Annotated in this window: 23 protein-coding genes; 10 read left to right on the top strand and 13 right to left on the bottom strand. The window is 67.2% G+C overall.

Annotation, left to right across the window (positions count from 1 at the left end):
- Positions 1–46 precede the first annotated feature (46 nt).
- Complete coding sequence (locus VA603_RS19480) at positions 47–517, top strand: RDD family protein (RefSeq protein WP_323439817.1); 471 nt, start codon at positions 47–49, stop codon at positions 515–517.
- A 145-nt stretch (positions 518–662) separates the two neighbouring features.
- Here the strand turns inward: VA603_RS19480 and lptG are convergent, their stop codons facing one another.
- Entirely contained in the window at positions 663–1,769 is a 1,107-nt protein-coding gene (lptG, locus tag VA603_RS19475) for an LPS export ABC transporter permease LptG (protein WP_323439816.1), read from the bottom strand.
- A complete protein-coding gene (lptF, locus tag VA603_RS19470; RefSeq protein ID WP_313252789.1) occupies positions 1,766–2,851 on the bottom strand; it encodes an LPS export ABC transporter permease LptF in 1,086 nt (361 codons plus the stop codon). The genes lptG and lptF overlap by 4 nt, the downstream gene beginning before the upstream one ends.
- A gap of 104 nt (positions 2,852–2,955) precedes the next feature.
- Here lptF and VA603_RS19465 point away from each other — a divergent pair, with 104 nt between their 5' ends.
- The 4 genes from VA603_RS19465 (at position 2,956) to VA603_RS19450 (ending at position 8,024) form a co-directional block, all read left to right on the top strand.
- Positions 2,956–4,428, top strand: coding sequence for a leucyl aminopeptidase (locus tag VA603_RS19465; protein WP_323439815.1), 1,473 nt, complete (start codon positions 2,956–2,958; stop codon positions 4,426–4,428).
- Positions 4,429–4,540: 112 nt separating this feature from the next.
- Positions 4,541–4,963, top strand: a complete 423-nt coding sequence (locus VA603_RS19460) for a DNA polymerase III subunit chi (RefSeq protein WP_132866183.1) — start codon at positions 4,541–4,543, stop codon at positions 4,961–4,963.
- Between the two features lie 9 nt (positions 4,964–4,972).
- Entirely contained in the window at positions 4,973–5,164 is a 192-nt protein-coding gene (locus tag VA603_RS19455) for a YqaE/Pmp3 family membrane protein (RefSeq protein WP_323439814.1), read from the top strand.
- Positions 5,165–5,198: 34 nt separating this feature from the next.
- On the top strand, positions 5,199–8,024 hold the full coding sequence (locus VA603_RS19450; protein WP_323439813.1) for a valine--tRNA ligase: 2,826 nt from the start codon (positions 5,199–5,201) through the stop codon (positions 8,022–8,024).
- Positions 8,025–8,097: 73 nt separating this feature from the next.
- Here the strand turns inward: VA603_RS19450 and VA603_RS19445 are convergent, their stop codons facing one another.
- The 3 genes from VA603_RS19445 to VA603_RS19435 all read right to left on the bottom strand — a co-directional run bounded on the left by VA603_RS19445 (position 8,098) and on the right by VA603_RS19435 (position 10,690).
- Positions 8,098–8,718 (bottom strand): HAD family hydrolase, encoded by a 621-nt coding sequence (locus VA603_RS19445; protein WP_323439822.1) that lies wholly within the window; start codon positions 8,716–8,718, stop codon positions 8,098–8,100.
- A 14-nt stretch (positions 8,719–8,732) separates the two neighbouring features.
- Positions 8,733–9,467 carry a hypothetical protein gene (locus VA603_RS19440; RefSeq protein WP_323439812.1) on the bottom strand — a complete coding sequence of 245 codons (735 nt, stop codon included), beginning with the start codon at positions 9,465–9,467 and terminating at the stop codon, positions 8,733–8,735.
- Positions 9,468–9,580: 113 nt separating this feature from the next.
- The gene (locus VA603_RS19435; RefSeq protein WP_323439811.1) at positions 9,581–10,690 is read right to left on the bottom strand and encodes an MBL fold metallo-hydrolase; all 1,110 of its coding nucleotides are present in this window, start codon (positions 10,688–10,690) and stop codon (positions 9,581–9,583) included.
- Between the two features lie 80 nt (positions 10,691–10,770).
- Here VA603_RS19435 and VA603_RS19430 point away from each other — a divergent pair, with 80 nt between their 5' ends.
- Positions 10,771–11,397, top strand: a complete 627-nt coding sequence (locus VA603_RS19430; protein WP_323439810.1) for a TetR/AcrR family transcriptional regulator — start codon at positions 10,771–10,773, stop codon at positions 11,395–11,397.
- A 195-nt stretch (positions 11,398–11,592) separates the two neighbouring features.
- Positions 11,593–12,882 (top strand): acetamidase/formamidase family protein, encoded by a 1,290-nt coding sequence (locus VA603_RS19425; protein ID WP_323439809.1) that lies wholly within the window; start codon positions 11,593–11,595, stop codon positions 12,880–12,882.
- A gap of 102 nt (positions 12,883–12,984) precedes the next feature.
- On the opposite strand, the gene VA603_RS19420 is transcribed toward VA603_RS19425, so the two are convergent.
- Positions 12,985–14,937: a M1 family metallopeptidase gene (locus VA603_RS19420; protein ID WP_323439808.1), complete on the bottom strand. Its 1,953-nt coding sequence runs from the start codon at positions 14,935–14,937 to the stop codon at positions 12,985–12,987.
- A 274-nt stretch (positions 14,938–15,211) separates the two neighbouring features.
- Positions 15,212–15,976 (bottom strand): bifunctional demethylmenaquinone methyltransferase/2-methoxy-6-polyprenyl-1,4-benzoquinol methylase UbiE, encoded by a 765-nt coding sequence (gene ubiE, locus VA603_RS19415; protein WP_132865063.1) that lies wholly within the window; start codon positions 15,974–15,976, stop codon positions 15,212–15,214.
- Between the two features lie 100 nt (positions 15,977–16,076).
- Between ubiE and VA603_RS19410 the strand changes: the two genes are divergently transcribed.
- Entirely contained in the window at positions 16,077–16,529 is a 453-nt protein-coding gene (locus VA603_RS19410; protein ID WP_323439807.1) for a nucleoside deaminase, read from the top strand.
- 116 nt (positions 16,530–16,645) lie between these two features.
- Entirely contained in the window at positions 16,646–16,897 is a 252-nt protein-coding gene (locus VA603_RS19405; RefSeq protein WP_132865065.1) for a hypothetical protein, read from the top strand.
- 138 nt (positions 16,898–17,035) lie between these two features.
- On the opposite strand, the gene smeE is transcribed toward VA603_RS19405, so the two are convergent.
- Together smeE and VA603_RS19395 are read right to left on the bottom strand one after the other, a co-directional pair.
- Positions 17,036–20,179, bottom strand: a complete 3,144-nt coding sequence (gene smeE, locus VA603_RS19400; RefSeq protein ID WP_323439806.1) for a multidrug efflux RND transporter permease subunit SmeE — start codon at positions 20,177–20,179, stop codon at positions 17,036–17,038.
- A 12-nt stretch (positions 20,180–20,191) separates the two neighbouring features.
- On the bottom strand, positions 20,192–21,376 hold the full coding sequence (locus tag VA603_RS19395; RefSeq protein WP_313252802.1) for an efflux RND transporter periplasmic adaptor subunit: 1,185 nt from the start codon (positions 21,374–21,376) through the stop codon (positions 20,192–20,194).
- 223 nt (positions 21,377–21,599) lie between these two features.
- Between VA603_RS19395 and VA603_RS19390 the strand changes: the two genes are divergently transcribed.
- Complete coding sequence (locus tag VA603_RS19390) at positions 21,600–22,277, top strand: TetR family transcriptional regulator (RefSeq protein WP_132865068.1); 678 nt, start codon at positions 21,600–21,602, stop codon at positions 22,275–22,277.
- Positions 22,278–22,418: 141 nt separating this feature from the next.
- Here the strand turns inward: VA603_RS19390 and hslU are convergent, their stop codons facing one another.
- From hslU to VA603_RS19370, 4 genes are all read right to left on the bottom strand, one after another.
- The gene (gene hslU, locus VA603_RS19385; RefSeq protein ID WP_132865069.1) at positions 22,419–23,792 is read right to left on the bottom strand and encodes an ATP-dependent protease ATPase subunit HslU; all 1,374 of its coding nucleotides are present in this window, start codon (positions 23,790–23,792) and stop codon (positions 22,419–22,421) included.
- A gap of 29 nt (positions 23,793–23,821) precedes the next feature.
- Positions 23,822–24,373 carry an ATP-dependent protease subunit HslV gene (hslV, locus tag VA603_RS19380; protein ID WP_132865070.1) on the bottom strand — a complete coding sequence of 184 codons (552 nt, stop codon included), beginning with the start codon at positions 24,371–24,373 and terminating at the stop codon, positions 23,822–23,824.
- On the bottom strand, positions 24,259–24,726 hold the full coding sequence (locus tag VA603_RS19515; protein ID WP_345785856.1) for a DUF3079 domain-containing protein: 468 nt from the start codon (positions 24,724–24,726) through the stop codon (positions 24,259–24,261). Before VA603_RS19515 ends, hslV begins: the two co-directional genes overlap by 115 nt.
- Positions 24,727–24,847: 121 nt before the next feature.
- Complete coding sequence (locus tag VA603_RS19370) at positions 24,848–25,324, bottom strand: DUF1203 domain-containing protein (protein ID WP_132865071.1); 477 nt, start codon at positions 25,322–25,324, stop codon at positions 24,848–24,850.
- Between the last annotated feature and the right edge of the window lie 65 nt (positions 25,325–25,389).

The raw sequence follows: 25,389 nt of genomic DNA, 5'->3' as shown, positions 1-25,389 counted from the left end.
GCCGCTGCCCATGCATCGTCGCCGTCCCAGCCCGTATGCTCGGCACATGACGATCGCCGCCGACGCTCCTCCCGCCCGCCCTTCCGCCCTGCTGCCACGTCGGCTGGCGGCGCTGTTCTACGACGTCTGGCCGGTATTGGCGTTGTGGATGCTGGTCTCGGCGGTGTTCACCGTCGGCTACACCCTGGCCGGTCATGCCGCACGCGAGAACATCCATCCCTTCAGCGGCCTGCAATGGCTGCTGTGGCTGTGCTGCTGGATCGTGGCTGGCATCTACGCCACCGCCAGCTGGAAACGCGGTGGGCAGACCCTGGGCATGCGCCCGTGGCACCTGCACCTGCGCGCGATCGATGGCGGCCCGATCGGCACCGGCGCGCTGTGGGTGCGTTACGCGGTCGGCACGTTGTCGCTGCTGTGTGGCGGCCTTGGGTTCTGGTGGGCGCTGGTGGATCGCCAGCGCCTGACCTGGCATGACCGTGCCAGCGGCACGCGCCTGGTGAAGCTGCCGAAGCCGTGATCGCCCGACGCGGATGCGTGCCGGGAGTCGCTGCGCGGACTCCCCGCCTGCCGGCAGGCGAGCACGCTCACGCAGGTTGGGAAGCCATCCCGGCCTTGGATCAATGGCCGCGTCACGGGTACAGGCTTGGCGGCCAAGGCCGTTCCTAGCCGACCCGTCGTCGTGACAGCCAGCCGGAAATGGCCAGCATCATGATCGGCGGCAGCGCATAGGCAATGCGGTAGTCGACCTTCAACGCGCCGGCCATGCGGCCGAAGAACATCTGCAGCAGCAGGAAGCCCAGCGCGAACAGCATGCCCAGGAACAGGCGCTTGCCCATGCCACCGCTGCGCAGCGAACCGAACGCGAACGGCACCGCGGCCAGGCACAGCGCCAGCACGTTCAACGGGTAGAACCAGCGGCTCCAGTACGTGTCCTCGTAGTCCCGTGCGTCCAGCCCGTTGCGCTTGCGGTAGTCGATGCTGGTCTTGAGCTCGCCCGCGCTGAGGTTGCGCGGACGCGCCAGGCCCGATGCCAGCGCGGCGGCGTCCAGGTTCGACTCCCAGACTTCGCTCTCGGCGGTTTCGCGGGTCACCGAACGGTCACCGAACACGTCGCGGCGGACCTTGCCCAGTACCCAGCCATTCTGGTCATGGGTGGCGGTCACCGCATAGGTCAGCGTTGCCAGCCGGCCGGCATCGTCGAGGGTGTACAGCCGGACCTCGTTCAGCACCAGGCGGCTGCGCCCCTCGTCGTCGAGCAGCTCCTCGCCATTCTGTGCGTTGAGGAAGGTGTCGCCCTCGCGCGCCCACAACCCGTAATAGCGGGCCATGGTCATGTCGGTGTTGTACTTGGCGCTGGTCTTGAGCGCATCGGCACGGTTCTGCGACCACGGTGCCAGCGTCTCGCCGTTGACCACCATCAGCACGGTCAGCAGCGACAAGGCGATCGCCACCGACCCGGCGATCCGCCGCCGCGACACGCCCACCGCGCGCAGCGCGGTCAGCTCGGAGGTCGCTGCCAGCTGGCCCAGGCCCATCAGCGCACCGATCACCGCGGCCATCGGGAACAGCGTGTAGGCACGGCGCGGGACGGTGTAGGCGGTCCAGGCCAGCGCATGGCCGAAGGTATAGCTGCCCACGCCGATGTTCTTGGCCTCGCCGGACAGCGCCAGGATGGCGTCCAGCCCCAACAGCACCAGCCAGACCAGCAGCACGGTCGCCAGCACGTTGCGGCCGACGTAGATGTCATGGATGCGCGGGGTCAGCCTCATGCCGTTGCTCCTGCGCGCGGGCGACCCAGCCGGCCATCACGGAAATACAGCCAGAGCGCCAGCGCCAGCAGCGGCACGGTCAGCCACCACATGCCCAGCCCGGCCGGGATGTCGCCCTTGGCCAGCCACTGCCGGCCGAGGATGCTCAGCTGCACGCCCACCATGTAGGCCAGGAACGCCATCATGATCCGGCCATAGCGCTGCTGGCGCGGCGCGCTGCGCGCCAGTGGCAGGGTCAGCAGGGCGAAGGCCAGCGCCAGCAGCGGCGGGGTGATGCGCCAGTGCAGCTGGGCCTTGGCCTCCGGCCGTGGGTCCGCGAGCAGTTGCCCGGTGGTCATCATTTCCGGGTCGTCCTTGTCGCGCGTCTCGTCGCGGTCGGGCAAGGCGATCTCGTTGCTGGCGTAGCGCATCAGGCGATAGTCCAGTGCCCCGTTCTCCGGGCCCTCGACCCGGTAGCCGTCCTCCAGGCGCAGGAACCGCTGGCGCTCGCCCTCGAAGAACATCGAGCCCTGCTTGGCCGACACCACGTCGATCCGGCCATCGCGGGTGCGCTGCATGAAGACCTTGCCCATCCGGGTGCCGTCCTCGTTGAGCGAGGACAGGTAGACGATGCCGCCGCCGGAGACCTGGGTGAACTTGCCCGGCTCCAGCCCGGCCACCACGACGCTGCGGCTGGCCTCCTCGATCATCTGCTCGGAGGTGCGGTCGGCCCAGGGGCCCAGCCACACCGAGCACAGCGCCACCAGCGCTACGACCGGCGCCACCAGCAGCAGGATCGGCTTGAGCAGGCGCCGCGGGCCGACGCCCACGCCGGTCAGCACCGCCATTTCCGAGTCGCGGTAGAGCCGGGCGATGGCCAGCGCCAGGCCCAGCATCAGCGCCAGCGGCACGATGATCGGCAGGTAGACCACGAACTGCAGGCCCAGCTGGGACAGCAGCAGCCCGGCGGGCATGCGCCCGTCGGCGATGCGGCCGAGGATGTCGACCAGCACGCCGCCGACACTCACCACCAGCAGGACGATCAAAGTGGCCAGAAAGCTCTGGAGGAAGTCGCTCAGCAGGTAGCGGTCAAGCTTCGCCATAGGGTCGGTGGTTTAAACTCTCGGTTTCGTCCGCGGCACGCCGGTCCATGGGACCGTACGTAAACAGCCTGCGATTGTACGGATTTGGCAACGGAATCTGATCAATGTCTCTGGAATTCACCCTGAACCACGCCGCCCCGGCCTCCGCCGGCTTCGATTGCATCATCGTCGGCGCCTTCGCCGACAAGTCGCTGAGCCCGGCCGCCCAGGCCCTGGACGCCGCCAGCGGCGGCCGCCTCACGGCCCTGGTCGAGCGTGGCGATGTCGGCGGCAAGACCGGCAATACCACCGTGCTGCACGACCTGCCCGGCGTCACCGCCCCGCGCGTGCTGGTGGTCGGGCTGGGCGAACCGGCCAAGTTCGGTGTGCCCCAGTACATCAAGGCGGTCGGCGACGCCGGCCGCGCCCTGAAGAGCGGCGTCACCCGCAGCGCCCTGTTCACCCTGTCCGAACTGGCCGTAAGCGGTCGTGATGCCGCCTGGAACATCCGCCAGGCCGTGATCGCCGCCAACCACGCCAGCTACCGCTACACCGCCACCCTGGGCAAGAAGAAGCCGGATGCCCCGGGCCTGGAGACGCTGGCCATCCTCGGCCAGGACGACACCGCGCTGCTGCAGGGCCAAGCCATCGCCGCCGGCGTCGAGTACGCCCGCGAACTGGGCAACCTGCCGCCGAACCTGTGCACCCCGGCCTACCTGGCCGAATCCTCGGTCGCCTTCGCCGCCGAGCACGACGGCGCCGAAGCCGAGATCCTGGACGAGCAGCAGATGGAAGCGCTGGGCATGGGCTCGCTGCTGGCCGTGGCCCGCGGCTCGGCCAACCGCCCCAGGCTGGTGGTGCTGAAGTGGAACAACGGCGGTGACGCCAAGCCCTACGTGCTGGTCGGCAAGGGCATCACCTTCGATACCGGCGGCGTCAACCTGAAGACCCAGGGCGGCATCGAGGAGATGAAGTACGACATGTGCGGCGGCGCCAACGTCATCGGCACCTTCGTGGCCACGGTCAAGGCCAGGCTGCCGCTGAACCTGGTGGTAGTGGTGCCGGCCGTGGAAAACGCCATCGACGGCAATGCCTACCGCCCGTCCGACGTGATCACCTCGATGTCCGGCAAGACCATCGAAGTGGGCAACACCGACGCCGAAGGCCGCCTGATCCTGTGCGACGCACTGACCTACGCGCAGCGCTTCGAACCGGCCGCGCTGGTCGACGTGGCCACCCTCACCGGTGCCTGCATGGTCGCCCTGGGCCACCAGACCGCCGGCCTGATGAGCAAGCACGACGACCTGGCCAATGAACTGGTCGCCGCCGGCGAGCATGTGTTCGACCGCGCCTGGCGCCTGCCGCTGTGGGACGAGTACCAGGGCATGCTGGATTCGACCTTCGCCGACGTCTACAACATCGGCGGCCGCTGGGCCGGCGCCATCACCGCCGGCTGCTTCCTGTCGCGCTTCACCGAAGGCCAGCGCTGGGCGCACCTGGACATCGCCGGCGTGGCCAGCGACGAAGGCAAGCGCGGCATGGCCACCGGCCGTCCGGTGGGCCTGCTGACCCAGTGGCTGCTGGACCGGGTGGCCTGAGGCAGGTAACGGGGAGCCGGCAACCGGGCATGCGAATGCCCCGCGCCGGTTCCCCACGCCGCCTTCCGCACCGTCCTTCCCCATTCCCCTTCCCCGGTTCCCCGCCTTGACTATCCGCGCCGACTTCTACCTGATCGCCAAGCCGCGTTTCCTCGCCGAACCGCTGAAGCTGGTGTGCGAGCTGGCCCGCAAGGCCAATGACGGCGGCCTGTACACGCTCGTACTGGCACGCGATGCCGCCCAGGCCGAGGAACTGGACGAGCTGCTGTGGTCGTTCGACCCGGATGCCTACATCCCGCACCAGATTGTGGGCGAGGACGTGGACGAGGAGGAAGCCATCGTGCTGATCGCCGTGCCCGGTGCCGATGCGCCGGAACGCCCGCTGGTGATCAACCTGCGCGACGAACCCTGGCTGGGCGCCTGCGAGCGCGTGCTGGAAGTGGTGCCGGCCGACCCGGAAGCCCGCGAACCGCTGCGCGAGCGCTGGCGCCAGTACAAGGCCGCCGGCTACGCGCTCAACAAACACGACATGTAAGGAACGACCATGCGCCTGCTCATCGCCATCCTCCTGCCCTGGCTGGCCTTCTTCACCATCGGTCGCCCCATTTCCGGCATTGTCTGTCTGATCCTGCAGATCACCTTGATCGGCTGGGTGCCCGCCGCCATCTGGGCTGCATACGCGGTCAGCCAGTACCACACCGACCAGAAGATCAAGCGCGCCTTCGGCGCCCGCTGATCCCTCCTTTCACGCTTCGATCCGGTTCCCCCGCATGACCCAACTCGCCTCCAGCTACGATCCCAAGTCCTTCGAAACCGCGCTCTATGACGCGTGGGAGAAGGCCGGCCACTTCAAGCCGTCCGGCAAGGGCGAGCCGTACACCATCCTGCTGCCGCCGCCGAACGTGACCGGCACCCTGCACATGGGCCATGCGTTCCAGCAGACGCTGATGGACGCCCTGATCCGCTACCACCGCATGCGTGGCTACGACACGCTGTGGCAGGTGGGTACCGACCACGCCGGCATCGCCACCGAAATGGTGGTCAGCCGCAACCTGGCGCTGGAAGGCAAGGGCGAAACCCGCGACTCGCTGGGCCGTGACGGCTTCATCGACAAGGTGTGGGAGTGGAAGGCGCATTCGGGCAACGTGATCGAGGGCCAGATGCGCCGCCTCGGCACCTCGGCCGACTGGTCGCGCAGCACCTTCACGATGGACCCGGGCCCGAGCGAGGCGGTGATCGAGTCGTTCATCCGCTGGCACGAGCAGGGCCTGATCTACCGTGGCCAGCGCCTGGTCAACTGGGACCCGGTGCTGAAGACCGCCATCTCCGACCTGGAAGTGGAAAGCGCCGAGGAAGACGGCTTCCTGTGGTCGATCGCCTATGCGCTGGAAGACGGCGCCAGCTACGAGCACGTCGAGGTCGATGCCGACGGCAACGAGACCCTGCGCGAAACCCGCAACTACCTGGTCGTGGCCACCACCCGCCCGGAAACCCTGCTGGGCGACACCGCGGTGATGGTGCACCCGGAGGACAGCCGCTACGCACACCTGGTCGGCAAGACCGTCACCCTGCCGCTGACCGGCCGCCGCGTCCCGGTGATCGCCGACGACTACGTCGACAAGGCGTTCGGCACCGGCGTGGTCAAGGTCACCCCGGCGCATGACTTCAACGACTACCAGGTGGGCGTGCGCCACGGCCTGCCGATGATCAACCTGTTCACCCCGGTGGCCGCGCTCAACGAGAACGCGCCGGAGCAGTACCGTGGGCTGGACCGCTACGAAGCACGCAAGGTGATCCTGGCCGAGCTGGAGGACCTGGGCATCCTGGTCGAGGCCAAGGCGCACAAGCTGCAGGTGCCGCGCGGCGACCGCACCGGCCAGGTGATCGAGCCGTACCTGACCGACCAGTGGTTCGTGAAGATGGACGGCCTGGCCAAGCGTGGCCTGGAACTGGTCGAGAACGGTTCGATCACGTTCGTGCCGGGCAACTGGATCAACACCTACCGCCACTGGATGGAGAACATCCAGGATTGGTGCATCAGCCGCCAGTTGTGGTGGGGCCACCGCATCCCGGCGTGGTTCGACGAAGCGGGCAACTGCTACGTGGGCCGCAACGAGGCCGAAGCCCGCGCCAAGGCCGGCCTGGCCGATGACGTGGTGCTGACCCAGGACAGCGACGTGCTGGAGACCTGGTTCTCCTCGCAGCTGTGGCCGTTCTCCACGCTGGGCTGGCCGAACGAAACGGCCATGGCCGAGCGCGGTTTCGACCGCTACCTGCCGTCGAACGTGCTGATCACCGGCTTCGACATCATCTTCTTCTGGGTGGCGCGCATGATCATGGCCACCGACAGCTTCACCGGGCAGATCCCGTTCAAGGACGTCTACATCACCGGCCTGATCCGCGATGGCCAGGGCCAGAAGATGTCCAAGTCCAAGGGCAACGTGCTCGACCCGCTGGACATCATCGACGGCATCACCATCGACGACCTGGTCGCCAAGCGTACGCATGGCCTGATGCAGCCGAAGATGGCCGAGAAGATCGAGAAGGCCACCCGCAAGGAATTCCCGGACGGCATCATCGCCCACGGCGCCGACGCGCTGCGCTTCACCATCGCCGCGCTGGCCACCCACGGCCGCGACATCAAGTTCGACATGAGCCGCGCCGAGGGCTACAAGAACTTCTGCAACAAGCTGTGGAACGCCAGCCGCTTCACCCTGATGAACACCGAGGGGTCCAGCTTCAGCGGCGTGCCGCAGCCGCGTACCGATGCCGAGAAGTGGATCCTGTCGCGGTTGGCCAAGGTCTCGGCCGAAGCGCAGCAGAACTTCGCCGACTACCGCTTCGACCTGCTGGCGCAGTGCCTGTACGAGTTCGTCTGGAACGAGTTCTGCGACTGGTTCCTGGAGCTCACCAAGCCGGCCCTCAACGGCGACAACGCCGACGATGCGGCCAGCACCCGCCACACCCTGCTGTACGTGCTGGAGGCCGTGCTGCGCCTGCTGCACCCGCTGACCCCGTTCGTCACCGAGCAGCTGTGGCAGCAGGTCGCCCCGCGCCTGGGCATCACCGCCGACACGCTGTCGCTGCGTACCTACCCGACCGCCGCCGAGTTCGCCGGCGACTACGCGCAGGCCGAGGCCGACGTGGAATGGTTCAAGGGCATGGTCAGCGCGCTGCGCCGCGTGCGCAGCGAACTCAACGTGCCGCCGTCCAAGCAGGTGCGCTTGCTGCTGCAGGGCGGCCAGGCGACGGACCCGGCGCGCGTGGAGCGATTCACCTCGCAGCTGCGCTTCCTGCTCAAGCTGGAAAGCATCCAATGGCTCGCTGCCGACGCGCAGACCCCGCCGGCCGCGGCCGCCATCGTCGGTGAGCTCAAGCTGCTGGTGCCGCTGGAAGGCCTGGTCGACCTGGATGCCGAACGCGCGCGCCTGGACAAGGAAATCGCCCGCGTTTCCTCGGAGAAGGAAAAGAGCGAGACCAAACTGTCCAGGTTCACCGACAAGGTGCCGGCGGCGGTGGTCGAGCAGGAGCGCGTGCGCCTGGCCGACTGGAACAGCCAGCTGGCCGGCCTGCAGGAGCAGCGCGCCAAGCTGTAAGCGCCTGCGGTACGTTGGACATGAAAACGCCGCCTCCGGGCGGCGTTTTCATGTCATCGCTAGCTCAGCGGCATCACGCCACCGGCACCGCCAGCGCACGCCGCTGCCGCAGCAGCTCGGCGCAATCGCGGACCTGCCAGTCCGCCATGCCCGGCCACGGATCGCCGGGCTGGTTGACCAGGATGCCCGGCACGCCGGCGGCCTGTGCCGTGGCCAGGTCATAGTAGTGGTCACCGACCATCCGCATCACCGCCGGTGCCACCGCCCAGCGCTGCGCGAAATGCTGCAGGCCGGCCGGGGACGGCTTGGGCGTGACCTCGTCACGCCCCAGGATATCTTCCGGCGCGAAACAATCGGCCAAGCCGATCGCCGCCAGCGTCACCTGTGCCAACGCGCGCGCATTGCGGGTCAGGATGCCCAGCCGACAGCCCTCGGCATGCAGGGTCCGCACCAGGTCCACCGCGCCCGGCGCGGGCGTGGCGGCAACCGCCAATGCATGCTCGTGCTCCATCAGCCAGGCATGGCCTTCGGCGGCACGCGGCGGTGGCAACGCCGCCAGGTGCTGCAGGATGTCGGCCTCGGCCGGGATATCCAGCGCGCGCCGGATCAGCGCAAAGTCATGCACCGGCTCGGTGAGGGTGCCGTCCATGTCGAACACCCAGTGTCGCGACCGGGCCAGCGCCCGCGCTGCCATGCCCTGCCCCACGCTCAATCCCAGTTCGGCATCTGGCTGCCGTCCAGGCCGCCGACCTCGAAGACCGCCTTGCGGGTGCCGCCGGCCTTCACCGGGAAGTCGATCTCGACCACCTTGGCCTTGCGCAACTGGCGCCACAGGCCACGGTTGTCATTGATGAACATGGCGATGGCTTCATCGGTATCCGGGCGGTTCGCGGCCATGCTGCGCGGCGCGGCACCGTCCACGCTCACCGTGACCTGGCAGCTGCGGTAGCAGGCGCGCGCGAAGTCGCTGGCCTGCAGCACCAGATAGGCGTGCCGCTTCCATTCCGGGTGGTCGCGGAACACCAGCTGCACCGGCTTGGTACCCGTGCCATCCACGTCGACGCGGTCCTTGCTGTAGATCGCCGCCGAACGCTGGGTGCCCCCCTTCACCGCCACCTGGTTGTAGTTCCAAAGGCCCTGCATGCGGCGCAGTTCGCGTGCTGCGTCGGCCTTCTCCCTTACCTCGGCCAAGCCCGGCTCGATGCGTTTGGCCGCCTCCGAATCGGGGAACTGGTCCAGCAGCGCGGCACCGTGGATCTTCGCCTTCTCCCAGTCGGTGCCGGTCACCGCCGCGTCGTACAGCTTTGCAATGCCATCGGCGTCGGCCTCGCGCTTGGCGCGCTCCTGCGCGGCGGCGGCTTCCTGTTGCTGGCGCTCGGCTTCCGGGTCGCGACAGCCGGCCAGTGCAACGACGCACAGCACGCCAAGGATCAAGGGTTTCATCAGGCAGCTCCAGGGAAACAGGGCGCGGCACCTGGCCGCGCGACGCCGCCCACTTTAAACATCCACGCCAGTGATTGCTCGCCCTGCGCCCTGCCCGCTGCACATGCGTGGGCTCACTCGGCCGGCAGGGGCAGCGCGGCTTCCCCGCGCCACCAGTGCGTGGACGGGGCCGGTGCCCCCAGGTCCAGGCGCTCGCCCATCCGCGGTGCGGTCAGGGCCACGCCCTGCTGCTGCGCCAGCGCGGTGATGCGCTCGAACGGCTCGGTCCACGGATGCAACGCGAGGTCGAAGGTGCCGTTGTGGATGGGCATCAGCACCTTGCCACGCACATCCAGGTGCGCCTGCAGGCTCTGCTCGGGCTGCATGTGCACGTCGGGCCAGTCCGCGTCGTAGGCACCGGTCTCGACCATGGCCAGGTCGAACGGCCCATACCGTTCACCAATGCGGGCGAAGCCATCGAAGTAGCCACTGTCGCCGCTGAAGAACAGGCGCAGCCGGCCGCTGTCGATCACCCACGATGCCCACAGCGTGCGGTTGCCATCGGAGAGCCCGCGCCCGGAGAAGTGCTGCGCCGGGGTGGCGACGATCTTCAGCCCCTCCACCCGCGTCTCCTGCCACCAGTCCAGCTGCGTCACCTGCGAGGCCGGCACGCCCCAGCCGATCAGCCGGTCGCCCACGCCCAGCGGCGTCACGAAATGGCGCACCTTCGGTGCCAGCGCCAACACCGCGGCATGGTCGAGGTGGTCGTAGTGGTCGTGGGAGATGATCACGCCGGTGATCGGCGGCAGCGCCTCGATCGACAGCGGCGGCGCGTGGAAGCGCTTGGGGCCCATGAACGACAGCGGCGAGGCCCGTTCGGAGAACACCGGGTCGGTCAGCCAGAAGTGGCCGTCCAGCTTGAGCAGCATGGTCGAGTGCCCAAGCCGCCACAGGCTGTCATCGGGCGCGTCCAGCAGCGCCTGGCGGGTCAGGGCCTGCACCGGGATCGGGGCCTGCGGCGTGGCATCGGCCGGCTTGTCGAACAGGAACCGCCACAGCACGCCGAGCGTGCGGGCCGCGCCCAGCGAGGTCTTCTTCGCCGCCGCGTTGTGGAAGCGGCCATCGCCGTATTGCGGCGACTGGTCATAGGAAGCGGCCGGGTGCGCGCCGCAGGTCAACAGGCCAATGGACATGGCAGTCAGTACCGTGATCAGGAGGAGGAAACGGGGCAGGCGACGCTTCATCGGGGCTTGCCATGGAAAGTACACCGGCGAGTCTACTTCCAATTTCCAGAAAGTAAACTGAACGGTGTAAAATCGACGGCATGACCACCAGCAACCGCCCTCCCCGGCTCACCGACCGCAAGCGCGCCGCCATCCTGCAGGCGGCCGTGGCCGAGTTCCGCGCGTTCGGGTTCGCCGGCACCAGCATGGATCGCATCGCCGCGACCGCCGATGTCTCCAAGCGCACGGTCTACAACCACTTCAGCAGCAAGGACGAGTTGTTCGTCGCGATCCTGTTGCAGCTGTGGGAGGCCAGCCGCGCGCTTGAAGGGGTGGCGTACGACCCGGCCCGCCCGCTGCGCGACCAGTTGCTGGCATTCCTGGCGCAGAAGCTGCGCCTGCTGGCCGACCCGGGGTTCATCGACCTCTCGCGCGTGGCCATCGCCGAACTGGTGCACGCGCCGGAACGCGCACGCGTGGTGATGGACAAGCTCGCCGAGAAGGAGGAAGGCATGACCACCTGGATGCGCGCCGCACAGGCCGATGGCCGGCTGCGCGCGGACATCGCGCCCGCCGAGGCGGCCCACCAGTTGCAGGGCATGGTCAAGGCCTTCGCGTTCTGGCCGCAGATCACGCTGGGCCAGCCGCCCCTGGACCCGGCCGCGCAGCAGCGCCTGATGGAAGACTGCGTGGACATGTTCCTGGCGCTGCGTGCGCTCAAGCCCTGAGTGCGGCCCGGGCCGGTATCGGTCACCAGCGGCCACAGTCCTGGCCCGGCTTCACGGCGGCCGACCTGACTACACGTGTCGTTACGTTTGACACTGCGACGGCAGCATCGCCATTCGTACACTCCGCGAACACGCCCGCCGGGCCCTACGCGGACACGCATCGTGCGCACCTGCCTGAAATGGTCTTCGCTGTTGTTGTCCGCACTTCCGCTCGCCGCCCTCGCCAGCGATCAATGGATCCTGGCCACCGATCTATGGGGCAACAGCGCCAGGCAGACGTTGAATCTGGACGTCCAGGGCTCGCGTGTCAGCGGAACGCTGGGCGGCGACCCGATCAAAGGCACGTTGAACGGCGCGCAGCTGAAGTTCACCGCCACCGGCAGCGACGGCCAGGTTTACCACTACGATGGCCAGATCGATGGCAACCGCATGCGGGGCCGCAGCGACGAGCCGGACACCAACAATCGCAATGCCCGTGCAGCGCATGATTTCAGCGCATGGCGGGTGCCGTCACGACCAGGGGATATCCCGCGTCTGCACGACTTCACGCCGAGCGACTACGCCAATACCTTCAGCGCAGAGCGCGCCCCGGCGCTGGTGATCTGGCCCGGTGATTCCGTGCAGACCAGGACCCTGGATTCCGGCGGTGTCGACGAGCACGGCGTCACCCGCGCCTTGTTCGGCAACCCACAGGTCGGGCCGTTCTTCGTCGCCGGTGCCGAGCCTGGCGACACGCTGGCAATCACCATCCGTTCGCTGAAACTCAACCGCGATTACGCCGACAGCCTCGACGGCATCGTCGGCCGCCTGAAGACCCCGCGCATCGCCACCGAAACGGCGACGTTGGGAAAGCCGGTGCGCTGGGAACTGGACCGCGTACGTGGCACGGCTCGCCCACAGGGCGCCAGTGGCGCATTGGAACACTTCCAGATCCCGGTCAAACCGATGCTCGGCGGCCTCGCCGTCGCCCCGGGCTTCGGTTACCCCGCGTTCTCCACCGGCGACGCCGGCGATTTCGGCGGCAACATGGATTTCAATGCCGTGGTCGAAGGCAACACCGTCTACCTTCAGGTCCAGCAACCCGGCGCGTTGCTGTATGTCGGCGATGGCCATGCCCTGCAGGGCGATGGCGAGACCAGCCAATGGGCGCTGGAGACATCACTGGACGTGGTACTGAAAGTGGAACTGATCAAGAAGCAGTCCATCGCCACGCCACGCGTTGAATCACCGACGCAGATCATGACCCTGGGGCAAGCAGGCTCCAGCGACGATGCGCTGCGGCTGGCGACGTCGGGGATGCTGCAGTGGTTGCGCCAGTCCCATGGACTGGATATGTCGCAGGCCACCCAGGTGCTCGGCGTGGCAGTGCAGTACAGCGTGGTCAATCTTGCCGGCCGCAGTGTGGGCGTGGCCGCGAAGATCGACAAATCGGTGTTGAAAGGCTTGCCGGTAGCCACGCTGAAGACTCCCAACCCAACGCCGTGATCGATGTTGGAGGCGGGCATGCGCAGCCCGCAAGCCAACAGCGGCGCAAGAACAAACGGCGAGCCGAAGCTCGCCGTTTGCCTTGGAACCTGCCGAGGCCGATTACGGCTTGGGCGCAGCTTGCTGCGTCGACGCAGCTTCCGCCTTGGCGATCATGTCTTCCACCGAGGCGGTGGTGATCGGGTGGTAGCCCGGCTGGGCCTTGGCGAACACGTCCTTGGCGAAGGCCAGGCCTTCCGGGGTCTTCAGCAGCTCGGCGTAGATCGGCAGCACCAGCTTGCGACGGCCCACCTTCTCGATGAACTCACCGGCCGCCGGCAGCGCTTCGTTGTAGCCGCTGCGGATGGCCAGCGGGTACCAGCGCATGGCGATCTCGCCATTGGCGGTGCCGGTGAAATGGTAGGCCTTGTCCAGCTGTGCCAGCTTCTCCACCGGCTGCTTCTCGCCCAGCCCGTCGATGAAGCGCACCCATTCCTGGGTGCCCCACGCACCGGTGACCTGGTTGCTCGGCACGGTGTCGCTGCCCAGGTAGGCGATGCGGGCGGTGTCGACCACGGCGAAGTTGCGCGAACGGGCGCGGGTGGCGAAGGCCGGGATGCCCGGCTCCTCCAGCCATGCCTTCAGTTCGGCATCGGTGACCGCCGAGGGGTTCTTCGGCAGCAGGTTCTTCTTCATGTACTCGACGAACTGGTCGGTGTTCGCGCTCTGGAAGGCATGGTCGTTGAACCAGCCACGCAGGAACGGATCGAACACCTCGCGGCCGAAGCGCTGTTCCAGGAACTGCAGGAACCAGGCGCCCTTGACGTAGGCAACGTTGCTCAGCGCTTCGTCCGGGTCACGCTCGTTGAGCGGCGGCAGCGCCAGTGCCTGGTCGGCCGGGCTCATGTCCTTCACTTCGTTGAGCAGGTCGGTCTGGTCGATCTCGCGCTCCATCTCGGCCATTTCCTGGCCGTACAGCGCCTCGGTGATGCGTGCCTGCACGTAGGTGGTGAAGCCTTCGTTGAGCCAGATGTCCTTCCAGCTCGCGTTGGTCACCAGGTTGCCCGACCAGCTGTGCGCCAGTTCGTGGGCCACCAGCGAAACCAGCGACTTGTCGCCGACGATCACGGTCGGGGTGGCGAAAGTCAGGCGCGGGTTCTCCATGCCGCCGAACGGGAACGACGGCGGCAGCACCAGCATGTCGTAGCGGCCCCAGCGGTATTCGCCGTACAGGTTCTCGGCGGCACCGATCATCTTCTCGGTGTCCTCGAACTCCTTGGTCGCCTTGCCAACCATGGTCGGCTCGGCCCACACGCCCGAACGCTCGGAGATCGGCTGGAACACCAGGTCACCGGCGGCGATGGCCAGCAGGTAGGACGGGATCGGCTGCGGCATCTTGAAGGCGTAATCGCCATCACGCGCGGCCTTCGGGTCGTTGTCGGCGCTCATCAGCACCATCACGTCCGGGCGGCTGGTCACATGCGCGCTGTAGGTGAAGCGCACGCTCGGGGTGTCCTGCAGCGGTACCCACGAACGGGCGTGGATGGCCTGCGACTGGCTGAACATGAAGGGCAGCTTCTTGCCCTCGGTCATCGACGGCTCCAGCCACTGCAGGCCCGAGGCGGTCGGTGCGGTGTGGTAGGTGATGCGCACGCTGGCCGGCTGGTCCGGGGTCTCGATGCTCAGCTTGCTGCCGAACACCTTGTCGGCCGGAGCCAGGGCGAACTGCAGCGGCGAGGCGGCACCGTCGGCGCCGATCGCCTCGACCTTCTCCACGGTCAGCTCGCGGGTGTCCAGCACCAGCTGCTTGGCGGCCTTGTCCTTCCACTCCAGCGTGTAGGTGGCGGTGCCACCGATCTGCTTGGCGTCGAAATCGACCTTCAGGTCCAGCGCCAGGTCCTTGATGACGACCTTGTCCGGCTCGGCGTAGGAGCTTTCATCGTGGCTGCGGCTGACGGTATTCACGGCGGCGGCGGGCTTCTGGGCGACGGGGTCGGCGGTGGGGGCGGCAGGTTCCTTGGCACAGCCGGCGACAAGCGCCACGGCCAGGGGCAGCATCAGCAGGGAAGAACGCATCTGAAGAGAACCGGTTCAGGGAACAGCCGTCGATTTTAAACCCGAACGGGTTTGCCGGATGCGGCAGCGCACCGTAGGAACGACCTTGGCCGCTGCTGCCATGTCCATGCCGGGGGCGCCCCTCCCTTTGGCGAAGCCAAGGGGAGGGTTGGGGAGGGGTTGGCTTTTCGCGCACAGGGGGTGCGCCTGCTTCGCGGCCAAGGCCGCTCCTGCCGCCTTGCGGCCATGAAAAAGGCGGCCCTTGGCCGCCTTTTCCCTGCATCCTGAACCCGCCTCAGAGCTTGTAGCCGGAATGAATCGACACGATGCCGGCACTGAGGTTCTTGTAATGGCAGCGGCCGAACCCGGCCTCGGTCATCATCCCCTTCAGCTCCTCCTGCGGCGGGTGCTTGCGGATGCTCTCGGCCAGGTACTGGTAGCTGTCAGCATCGCCACGCGCGAACAACTTGCCCAGCTTCGGCAGCACCTTGAACGAATGGAAATCGTAGATCGGCTTGAACCAGTCCACGGTCACCTCGGAGAACTCCAGCACACGCGCCTGGCCACCGACCTTGAGCACGCGGTACATCTCGCGCAGCGCGGCGTCCTTGTCGGTGACGTTACGCAGGCCGAAGGAGATGGTCACCAGGTCGAAACTCTGGTCCGGGAACGGCAGTGCCTCGGCGTTGAGCTGCACCCACTCGAAGCCGGACACGTGGCCGCGGTTGGTCAGGCGGTCACGCCCCACCGACAGCATGCCGGCGTTGATGTCGCCCAGCACCACGCTGCCCTCCGGCCCCAGTCGCTCCTTCAGCAGCACGGCGATGTCCCCGGTGCCACCGGCCAGGTCGAGCACGCGGTCACCCGGCTTCACCTGCGCGGTGGCCACGAAGTAGCGCTTCCACAAGCGATGGATGCCCAGGCTCATCAGGTCATTCATCAGGTCGTAGTTGTCGGCCACGGAGGTGAACACCTGGCCGACAAGCTTCTGCTTGTCCTTGGCCGGTACGTCGCGGAAGCCGAAGTGGGTGGTGCCGGTCTTGTAGGGGGATTCGCTCATGAGCACGATTATCGCACCGCCGGCGCGCTTGCGGCGGCAGGCGCCTGAATCACGCCGCTATCATGGCCGCACCGGCGCCCGCGCGCCTTGAGGACCCCGCATGATCACCACCCCCGACTACCGCGCCCTGCTCGAAACCGCCATCGCCGAAGCCCGCCAGGGCCTGGCCGAGGGTGGCATCCCGATCGGCGCGGCGCTTTACCACAACGACGGCCGCCTGCTCGGCTGCGGCCACAACCGCCGCATCCAGGAAGGCGATCCGTCCATCCACGGCGAAACCGATGCCTTCCGCAAGGCCGGCCGCCAGCGTGGCTACCGCGACACCCTCATGGTCACCACCCTGGCCCCGTGCTGGTACTGCAGCGGGCTGGTCCGCCAGTTCAACATCGGCACCGTGGTGGTCGGCGAATCGGTCAGCTTCGGCGGCGGCATCGACTGGCTGCGCGAGAACGGGGTCAAGGTCATCGACCTGAACGACGCCGGCTGCATCGAGATGATGGGCCGCTACATCACCGATCATCCGGAGATCTGGTACGAAGACATCGGCGAGTAAGCCAGCTGACTGCGGCATGACTGGTATCACGCCAATGTGAGACAGTGAAACCCAATCGTAAGAGTTGGCAGCGTAAGCTGCGCGGACAGGGGCACTGCCATTGACGAGGTGAAGCGATGTTCATCGCGCCCATCCAAGCCAGCAGTCGCCGTTCTCTGCAACAGGCTGGGGAACGGCTACGCCAGCATTACCAGCGTTACCGTAGTTCGGCCCCGTTCTGGGATGCCTACCAGCAGGTCCAGCGCGAGCTGGTCGCGGCCTACCCCGAGCACCAGGCCGAGTTGTGCAACCGGTTGGCGGTCTTCGCGCAGCGGCTGGGCGCGGTTGAAAAGGCCCAGTTGCTGGAAACCGCCGAGTTCGAGCATTGAAACAGGAACACCGGGCACTGCCCGGTGTTCCTGTCTGCGACGTTTGCCTTCATCCGTTGCCAGCTTCGCGGCCAACGCCGCTCCTATGAAAAAAACGCCGGGCATTGCCCGGCGTTTTCCGTTTCACCACGTGGTCGCTCAGTGCGCCGCGTCTTCAGGCTTGTCGCGCAGCTTGCGGTTGAACAGGCGCTGCACCACCACGAAGAACAACGGGATGAAAAACAGGCCCAGCAAGGTGCCCACCACCATGCCGCCGAGCACGCCGGTACCAATGGCGCGCTGTGCACCGGAACCGGCGCCGGAAGCGATGGCCAGCGGCAACACACCCAGGCCGAACGCCAGCGAAGTCATGATGATCGGGCGCAGGCGGTCACGGACCGCATGCATCGTCGCTTCGATCACGCCGGCGCCCTTCTCCAGGTGCTCCTTGGCGAACTCCACGATCAGGATCGCGTTCTTCGAGGTCAGGCCGACCGTGGTCAGCATCGCCACCTGGAAGTACACGTCACGCTCCATGCCACGTAGGGTGTTGGCCAGCACCGCGCCGAGGATACCCAGCGGCGCCACCAGCAGCACCGCGGTCGGCACGCTCCAGCTCTCGTACAGCGCGGCAAGGCACAGGAACACGATCAGCAGCGACAGCGTGTACAGCAGCGGCGTCTGCGAACCGGCCTCGCGCTCCTGGTAGGACACCGCGGTCCATTCGATGCTGAAGCCCGGCGGCAGTTCCTTGGCCAGGCGCTCCACTTCCAGCATCGCGTCGCCGGAGGCCACGCCCGGTGCGGCTTCACCCTGGATTTCCAGCGCCGAGACGCCGTTGTAACGCTCCAGGCGCGGCGAACCGTAGTCCCAACGCTGGCTGGCGAAGGCCGAGAACGGCACCATCTCGCCGGCGTTGTTCTTCACCGTCCACAGGCTGAAGTCCTCCGGGTTCATGCGGAAGCCGTCATCGGCCTGCACGTACACGCGCTTGACGCGGCCACGGTCGATGAAGTCATCGATGTAGCTCGAGCCCCAGGCCGTTGCCAGCGTGCTGTTGATGGTGTCCAGCGACAGGCCATGCGCACCGGCCTTGGCCACGTCGATGTCCAGGCGCAGCTGCGGGGTGTCATCCAGGCCGTTCGGGCGCACGTTGGCCAGCTTCGGGCTCTTCCCGGCCAGGCCGAGCAGCTGGTTGCGGGCGTTGACCAACGCTTCATGGCCCTGCCCGGAGTTGTCCTTCAGGAAGAAGGTGTAACCCGAGGCGATGCCCAGCTCCGGCATGGCCGGCGGCGGGAAGGCGAAGATGAAGGCGTCCTTGACCTGGCCCAGCGCCATCATCGCGCGGCCGGTGATCGGGCCCACGCCCTGGTCGGCCGAGCGCTCGCCCCAGTCCTTGAGCTTGACGAAGGCCATGCCCGAGTTCTGGCCCATGCCCGAGAAGCTGAAGCCCTGCACCGAGAACACCGATTCGACCGCGTCCTTCTCGTTGTTGAGGAAGTGGTCTTCCAGCTTGTAGATCGACTCCAGCGTGCGCTCCTGGGTGGCGCCGACCGGTGCCTGCACCAGCGCCATCAGGATGCCCTGGTCTTCATTGGGCAGGAACGAGCTGGGCAGGCGTGCGAACAGCAGGCCCATCACCACCGCCAGCGCCAGGAACACCGCCATGAACCGGCCCGGGCGAAGCAGGATGCCCTTCACCCCGCGCTGGTAGGTGCCGCTGGTGCGGTCGAAGCCGTTGTTGAAGCCATTGAAGAAGCGGCCCAGCAGGCCGGTGTGGGCAACATGGTGCTCGCCCTTCTTCAGCGGCTTGAGCATGGTCGCGCACAGCGCCGGGGTCAGCACGATCGCCACCAGCACCGACAGCGCCATCGCCGAGACGATGGTGGCCGAGAACTGGCGGTAGATCACGCCGGTGGAGCCGCTCATGAAGGCCATCGGCACGAACACCGCCGACAGCACCAGGCCGATGCCGACCAGCGCGCCGGTGATCTGGCTCATCGACTTGCGGGTGGCTTCCAGCGGCGACAGGCCCTCCTCGGACATGATGCGCTCGACGTTCTCCACCACCACGATGGCATCGTCCACCAGCAGGCCGATGGCCAGCACCATCGCGAACATGGTCAGCATGTTGATCGAGAAGCCCAGCACCGCGAGGATGCCGAACGTACCCAGCAGCACCACCGGCACGGCGATCGTCGGGATCAGCGTGGCGCGGAAGTTCTGCAGGAACAGGTACATCACCACGAACACCAGCACGATGGCTTCCAGCAGCGTCTTGACCACGCCCTTGATCGACACGCGCACGAACGGCGTGGTGTCGTAGGGGATCACCGCCTTCATGCCGGCCGGGAAGTTGGCCTTGAGCTCATCCAGCGTGCGGCTCACGCCCTCGGAGGTCTCCAGTGCGTTGGCGCCGGTGGCCAGGGTCACGGCCAGGCCGGAGGCCGGCTTGCCATTGAAGCGGGTGACGAAGTCGTAGGTTTCCGCGCCCAGCTCGACGCGGGCCACGTCACCGAGCTTCAGCGCCGAGCCGTCGGCTTCGGTACGCACCACGATGTTGCGGAACTGCTCCGGCGTCTGCAGCCGGTCCTGCGCGTTGATGGTGGCGTTGAGCTGCTGGCCCTTCACCGCCGGCGCACCGCCGAGCTGGCCCACCGCGACCTGCGCGTTCTGCGCCTTCACCGCGGCGGTGACCTCGTCGACGGAGACCTTGTAGGTCTGCAGCTTGGTCGGGTCCAGCCAGATGCGCATGGCGTACTTGCCGCCGAACACCTGGATCGAACCCACGCCCGGCACGCGGCTGAGCGGGTCGACGACGTTGGAGCCGACGTAGTCGGAGATGTCGTTCTCGTCCATGCTGCCGTCCTCGGACACGAAGCCGATGACGTTGAGGAAGCCGGAGCTGGACTTGGCGACGTTGATGCCCTGGCGCTGCACTTCCTGCGGCAGCAACGGCATGGCCAGCTGCAGCTTGTTCTGCACCTGCACCTGCGCGATGTCCGAGTTGGTGCCGCTCTCGAAGGTCAGGGTGATGCTGGCCTGGCCATTGGAGGAGCTGTTGGACGAGAAGTACATCAGCCCGTCCAGGCCCTTCATGTTCTGCTCGATGATCTGCGTCACCGAGTCCTCGACCACCTTGGCCGACGCGCCCGGGTAGCTGGCCGAGATGGACACCGCAGGCGGTGCCACTTCCGGATACATCGAGATCGGCAGCTTGAGCATGGCGAGGGCGCCAGCCAGCATGATGATGATGGCGATGACCCACGCGAAGATGGGTCGGTCGATAAAGAAGCGTGCCATGGAGTTCTCCGCTTACTGCTTGGCCGCCGGCGCCGTCGCGTCGGGCGCGGCGGCGGGCTTGGCGGCTTGGGCACCCTTCTCGGTGGCCTGCACCGGCATGCCCGGGCCGATCTTCTGCAGGCCTTCGACGATGACCTTGTCACCGGCCTTCAGCCCGCTCTCGACCAGCCACTTGTCACCGATGGTGCGGCTGACGGTGACCGGACGCACGGCGACCTTGCCTTCGCCATCGACCACCATCGCGCTGGTGTCGCCCTTGGCATCGCGGGCGATGCCCTGCATCGGCACCAGCAGGCCGTTCGGCCGCACGCCGCTGCCCAGCACCGCGCGCACGAACATGCCCGGCATCAGCACGTGGTCGGGGTTTTCCACCCGCACGCGCAGGCCGTAGCTGCCGGTGGACGGGTCGACGTTGACCTCGGAGAACTCCAGCGTGCCCTTGTGGGCGAACGGGGTGCCGTCTTCCAGCACGATGTCCACCGGCAGCTCGGAGGCGCCTTCCAGGCGGCCTTCGGCCAGTTCGCGGCGCAGCTGCAGCAGCTCGGCCGAGGACTGGGTGACATCGATGTAGATCGGGTCGAGCTGGTTGATGGTCGCCAGCGCCGCGGCCTGGCCCGCGCTGACCAGCGCGCCCTGGGTGACGCTGGACTTGCCGATCTGGCCGCTGATCGGCGCGGTGATGCGGGCATAGCCCAGCGTCACGTTGGCCGCGTCCAGCGAGGCGCGCGCGGCGCCCACGTCAGCCTCGGCCTGCTTCCAGGCGGCCTGTGCGTTCTCATCGTCCTGCACGCTGATCACCTTGCTCCGGACCAGCTCGCTGCTGCGGCGCGCCGCCAGCCGTGCGGCGCTGGCGGTGGCTTCGGCGCGGGCCAGCTGCGCGCGGGCGCTGTTGGCCTGGGCGCGGTAGGCCGCATCGTCCAGCTGGTAGAGCGCCTGGCCTTCCTTGACGAAGCTGCCTTCGGTGAACAGGCGCTTGGCCACGATGCCGCTGACCTGCGGGCGCACCTCGGCCACCTGGTAGCCATTGGCGCGGCCGACCAGTTCGCGGGTCAGGGTGACCGGCTCGGTCTTGAGGGTGACGACCGTGACCTGGCCCGGGCCGCCCTGCGGCGGCGCTTCCCCGCCCTTGCAAGCGGCCAGTGCAACGGAAAGGGCAAGAGAAAGCGCGACGACGCGATAGCTGCGGATTCGAGACATGTGGAAGACTCAATGGGAAAGGTGGCGCTCGCGGACCTGCGCCGGCCCCGAAGGGCCCGGCACGCACGGTGTGCATAACTTACGTGGAGGCCCGTGAGAACCGCCACCACAAATGCACAGCAGTGCCATCCTGCGAAGCAAGCCGGCGAAATATACATACATGCACGCATGTTTGTAAACGGCTACAATTCAGCCCGGTTTCATCCAGCAACGGCGCAGTGCCATGGCCAGAAAGACCAAAGAAGAAGCCCAGGCCACCCGCGAAGGCATCCTTGATGCCGCCCTGGCCTGCTTCCATGAGAACGGCGTCGCCAACACCTCGCTGGCGGCGATCGGTGAGCGTGCCGGCTATTCGCGCGGCGCGGTGTACTGGCACTTCAAGAACAAGACCGAAGTGCTCGAAGCGATGATCAACCGCGAGCGCGTCCCCTTCATCAAGCGCCTGCGCCGCACCTACTCGCCCCACCGCAACACGCCGATCCTGGACCTGCGCTCGGCGATGCTGGTCTCGCTGAGCGAACTGGCCACCGAGCCACACCTGCGCGACATGATGGAGATCATGCTGCGCAACGACCTCAGCGCCGAAAGCCAGGCAATGCAGCAATTGCAGCACGACAGCATCGAGGAGGAGATGGCGATCTTCCGCCGCGCCTTCGAACGCGCCCGCGAGCTGGGCCAGTTGCGCGAGGGTGTCGACACGGCCGTGGTCTCGCGCATCCTGCATGCGGGCATGACCGGCGTGCTGTACAGCGCCATGCTCGAACCCCGCCAGTTCGAGCTGCAGCGCGACAGCCGCGAGGTGATGGATGCGCTGCTGTCCTACTACGTCAAACCCGGCGTCATCACCCCGGGGGCCGATCCCCTGCCCTTGCCGCCGGCCGACCCGGACGAGCACGACTGAAACGCGCGGGTGCAGCGCGGTGAGTCCATCCCCGCTGCATGGGCGGGGATGCAACCCCAGCGCCAAGCCCAGCCACGAATCCCCAACGAAAAACGGCAGCACTGACGTGCTGCCGTTTCCTCGAACACCGGAGCGATTCGCTTACAGGATGTAACGGCTCAGGTCCGGATCCTGCACCAGTTCGCCCAGGTGCTTGTTCACGTAGTCACTGTCGATCGCGATGGCCTCGCCGTCACGGTCCGGCGCCTCGTAGCTGAGCGAATCGAGCAGCCGCTCCAGCACCGTGTGCAGGCGGCGTGCACCGATGTTCTCCTGGCGCTCGTTGACCTGGAAGGCGATCTCGGCCAGGCGATCCACCGCGTCCGGGGTGAAGTTGACCGTGACGCCCTCGGTCGCCAGCAGCGCTTCGTACTGCTTGGTCAGCGCGGCCTTCGGCTCGGTGAGGATACGCACGAAATCCTGCTTGCTCAGCGCACCCAGCTCCACGCGGATCGGGAAACGGCCCTGCAGTTCCGGGATCAGGTCACTGGGCTTGGCCAGGTGGAACGCACCGGAGGCGATGAACAGGATGTGGTCGGTCTTCACCGTGCCGTACTTGGTGGAAACGTTGGAACCTTCCACCAGCGGCAGCAGGTCACGCTGCACGCCCTCGCGCGAGACATCGCCGCCACCGACGTTGTCACCGCGCTTGGCGACCTTGTCGATCTCGTCGATGAACACGATGCCGTGCTGCTCGCAGGCCTCGATGGCGGCGGTGCGGATGTCGTCCTCGTTGACCAGCTTGCCGGCCTCTTCCTCGACCAGCAGCGGACGTGCGGCCTTGATCGTCAGCGTGCGCTTGTTCGACTTGCTGCCGCCCAGGTTGGCGAACATCGACTTCAGCTGCTGGCCCATTTCCTCCATGCCCGGCGGGGTCATGATGTCCATGCTGACGTTGGCCGCCACTTCCAGCTCGATCTCGCGCTCATCCAGCTCGCCGGCACGCAGCATGCGGCGGAACTTGATGCGGGTTTCGTTGTCGGCGGCCGACGGCTCGTTGCGCGCGGCCTCGGCATCGAAGCCGATGCCGACGCTGCGACGCGGCAGCAGCGCATCCAGGATACGGTCCTCGGCGCGCTCCTCGGCCTGGGTGCGCACGCGCACCTTGGCCTGTTCGCGGTACAGCTTGACCGCGGTGTCGGCCAGGTCACGGATGATCTGCTCCACGTCCTTGCCGACGTAGCCGACCTCGGTGAAGCGGGTGGCTTCCACCTTCACGAACGGCGCGTTGGCCAGCGTGGCCAGGCGACGCGCGATTTCGGTCTTGCCGACACCGGTCGGGCCGATCATCAGGATGTTCTTCGGCATCACCTCGTTGCGCAGGTCGGCCGGCAGCTGCATGCGGCGCCAGCGATTGCGCAGGGCGATGGCGACCGCACGCTTGGCGTCATGCTGGCCGACGATGTGCCGGTCCAGCTCCTGCACGATCTCGCGCGGGGTCATGGTGGCGGAAGAGACTTCGATCTTGTGGTTCATGGGGTACTCGCAGTCGTTGGCCGAAGCGCTCAGAGCTCTTCAACCACCACGTTGGTGTTGGTGTAGATGCAGATGCCACCGGCGATGTTGATGGCCTCCATGGCAACCGACTTCGCATCCATCCCGGTGTGCGCGAGCAGCGCGCGCGCGGCGCTCAGCGCGTAGGAACCGCCGGAGCCGATGGCGATGATGCCGTCTTCCGGTTCGATGACGTCACCGGTGCCGCTGATGATCAGCGAGGTTTCCCTATCGGCCACCGCCAGCAGCGCCTCGAGCTTTCCGTAGCGGCGGTCGGTGCGCCAGTCCTTGGCCAGTTCCACCGCGGCACGGGTCAACTGGCCATGCTTCTCGAGCTTGGCTTCGAACAGTTCGAACAGGGTGAACGCATCGGCCGCCGCACCGGCGAAACCGGCCAGCACCTGGCCATCGCGGCCCAGTCGACGCACCTTGCGGGCATTGCCCTTCATCACCGTGTGGCCCAGCGTGACCTGGCCATCACCTGCGATCGCCACGTGCTCGCCGCGACGCACGCAGCAGATGGTGGTGGCGTGGAAAACATTGGGGTTCTGACTGGGGTCCATGTGGCCTCCGGGATACTGTCCAACCGAAGTGGGGCCAGACGCGCGGCGATCAAGCCTGCCCCCTCCCCCACCGGCGACAGCCGGCGTTCAGCAAAACGGCCAGGTCCGGAGGCGTCGGCCGCACCCACGCAGCACCATCCCGGCTCCCAGGGCACCAGCCGGGCCAGATTCGGGCGATCCGGTTCCGGCTCGATGCCCCACGCCACGTACCAGTCCTCGCCCTGCGTCTCGATCGGATGCAGGGTGCGGCCCGAGCCGTTGCCACAGGCCAGCGCGCCGCTCGCGCAATAGCGGTCGCATCCCCAGCAGATGCGCTCGGGATGACGGGGTTCGAGCGGGAACGGTTTCGCCATCTTCGGCAACGCCACGACCATCCGTGGCGCAGTGTGCGCTGCGGGCGTGCGGCTGGCCCTGACGCAGATCAATCCCCGGCCTCTGATCGTGCGCCGGGCTTCCGTGCGCCTGGCGCGGGCTTCACGCGCGGTCGGCGCGGCAGGAATAGCAACCGTAGCGGGCATGGTGGACATGCACGTAATCCACCGCAGGGTCATCGAAGCGGGCCTGCAGCCAGGCCGCGACCGCGGTCCCTTCGCAGACCTCGGCGGCGATGATCCGATGCGCATGATCGTAGGCGCGCACGGACAGCAGCCGCCGCAGCATCGTCGCCGGCACCTCGTCCGTCCCGAGCACGGCGCTGCGTGCGCCGCGCCGCACGAAGATCGGCCCGCTGGCGCGGTATGGCGATTCGGCGGGCTGGTGCTGGTAGGGCAACAGCAGCACCTGTTCGCCCGGCTGGGCATCGACCAGGCTGATCCGGCAGGGAAATCCCGTCGTCGCCGTATCGGGAACCGTCAGCCGCTGCATCTGCCGTGCGCTGAGCACGACATCAGGGAGCAGGAACAACGGAGCAAACGTATCGGGGGCCAGGCCCCGCAGGATGAAGGACGCCATCTGCATGCACCAGGAATGGGGAGCTGCAGCATGGCGATCGGCGCCGCGACGTGCTCGCCGTATCC

This window comes from Stenotrophomonas capsici (genome assembly GCF_034961085.1).
Lineage (GTDB): Bacteria > Pseudomonadota > Gammaproteobacteria > Xanthomonadales > Xanthomonadaceae > Stenotrophomonas > Stenotrophomonas capsici.
This window is presented reverse-complemented; position numbering and strand designations above follow the sequence as displayed.

Bases quoted from the DNA above. Each gene is read 5' to 3' on its own strand.
- VA603_RS19480 (WP_323439817.1), top strand. From the start codon at position 47: ATGACGATCGCCGCCGACGCTCCTCCCGCCCGCCCTTCCGCCCTGCTG.
- lptG (WP_323439816.1), bottom strand. From the start codon at position 1,769: ATGAGGCTGACCCCGCGCATCCATGACATCTACGTCGGCCGCAACGTG.
- lptF (WP_313252789.1), bottom strand. From the start codon at position 2,851: ATGGCGAAGCTTGACCGCTACCTGCTGAGCGACTTCCTCCAGAGCTTT.
- VA603_RS19465 (WP_323439815.1), top strand. From the start codon at position 2,956: ATGTCTCTGGAATTCACCCTGAACCACGCCGCCCCGGCCTCCGCCGGC.
- VA603_RS19455 (WP_323439814.1), top strand. From the start codon at position 4,973: ATGCGCCTGCTCATCGCCATCCTCCTGCCCTGGCTGGCCTTCTTCACC.
- VA603_RS19450 (WP_323439813.1), top strand. From the start codon at position 5,199: ATGACCCAACTCGCCTCCAGCTACGATCCCAAGTCCTTCGAAACCGCG.
- VA603_RS19445 (WP_323439822.1), bottom strand. From the start codon at position 8,718: ATGGCAGCGCGGGCGCTGGCCCGGTCGCGACACTGGGTGTTCGACATG.
- VA603_RS19440 (WP_323439812.1), bottom strand. From the start codon at position 9,467: ATGAAACCCTTGATCCTTGGCGTGCTGTGCGTCGTTGCACTGGCCGGC.
- VA603_RS19435 (WP_323439811.1), bottom strand. From the start codon at position 10,690: ATGAAGCGTCGCCTGCCCCGTTTCCTCCTCCTGATCACGGTACTGACT.
- VA603_RS19430 (WP_323439810.1), top strand. From the start codon at position 10,771: ATGACCACCAGCAACCGCCCTCCCCGGCTCACCGACCGCAAGCGCGCC.
- VA603_RS19420 (WP_323439808.1), bottom strand. From the start codon at position 14,937: ATGCGTTCTTCCCTGCTGATGCTGCCCCTGGCCGTGGCGCTTGTCGCC.
- ubiE (WP_132865063.1), bottom strand. From the start codon at position 15,976: ATGAGCGAATCCCCCTACAAGACCGGCACCACCCACTTCGGCTTCCGC.
- VA603_RS19410 (WP_323439807.1), top strand. From the start codon at position 16,077: ATGATCACCACCCCCGACTACCGCGCCCTGCTCGAAACCGCCATCGCC.
- VA603_RS19405 (WP_132865065.1), top strand. From the start codon at position 16,646: ATGTTCATCGCGCCCATCCAAGCCAGCAGTCGCCGTTCTCTGCAACAG.
- smeE (WP_323439806.1), bottom strand. From the start codon at position 20,179: ATGGCACGCTTCTTTATCGACCGACCCATCTTCGCGTGGGTCATCGCC.
- VA603_RS19395 (WP_313252802.1), bottom strand. From the start codon at position 21,376: ATGTCTCGAATCCGCAGCTATCGCGTCGTCGCGCTTTCTCTTGCCCTT.
- VA603_RS19390 (WP_132865068.1), top strand. From the start codon at position 21,600: ATGGCCAGAAAGACCAAAGAAGAAGCCCAGGCCACCCGCGAAGGCATC.
- hslU (WP_132865069.1), bottom strand. From the start codon at position 23,792: ATGAACCACAAGATCGAAGTCTCTTCCGCCACCATGACCCCGCGCGAG.
- hslV (WP_132865070.1), bottom strand. From the start codon at position 24,373: ATGGACCCCAGTCAGAACCCCAATGTTTTCCACGCCACCACCATCTGC.
- VA603_RS19515 (WP_345785856.1), bottom strand. From the start codon at position 24,726: ATGGCGAAACCGTTCCCGCTCGAACCCCGTCATCCCGAGCGCATCTGC.
- VA603_RS19370 (WP_132865071.1), bottom strand. From the start codon at position 25,324: ATGGCGTCCTTCATCCTGCGGGGCCTGGCCCCCGATACGTTTGCTCCG.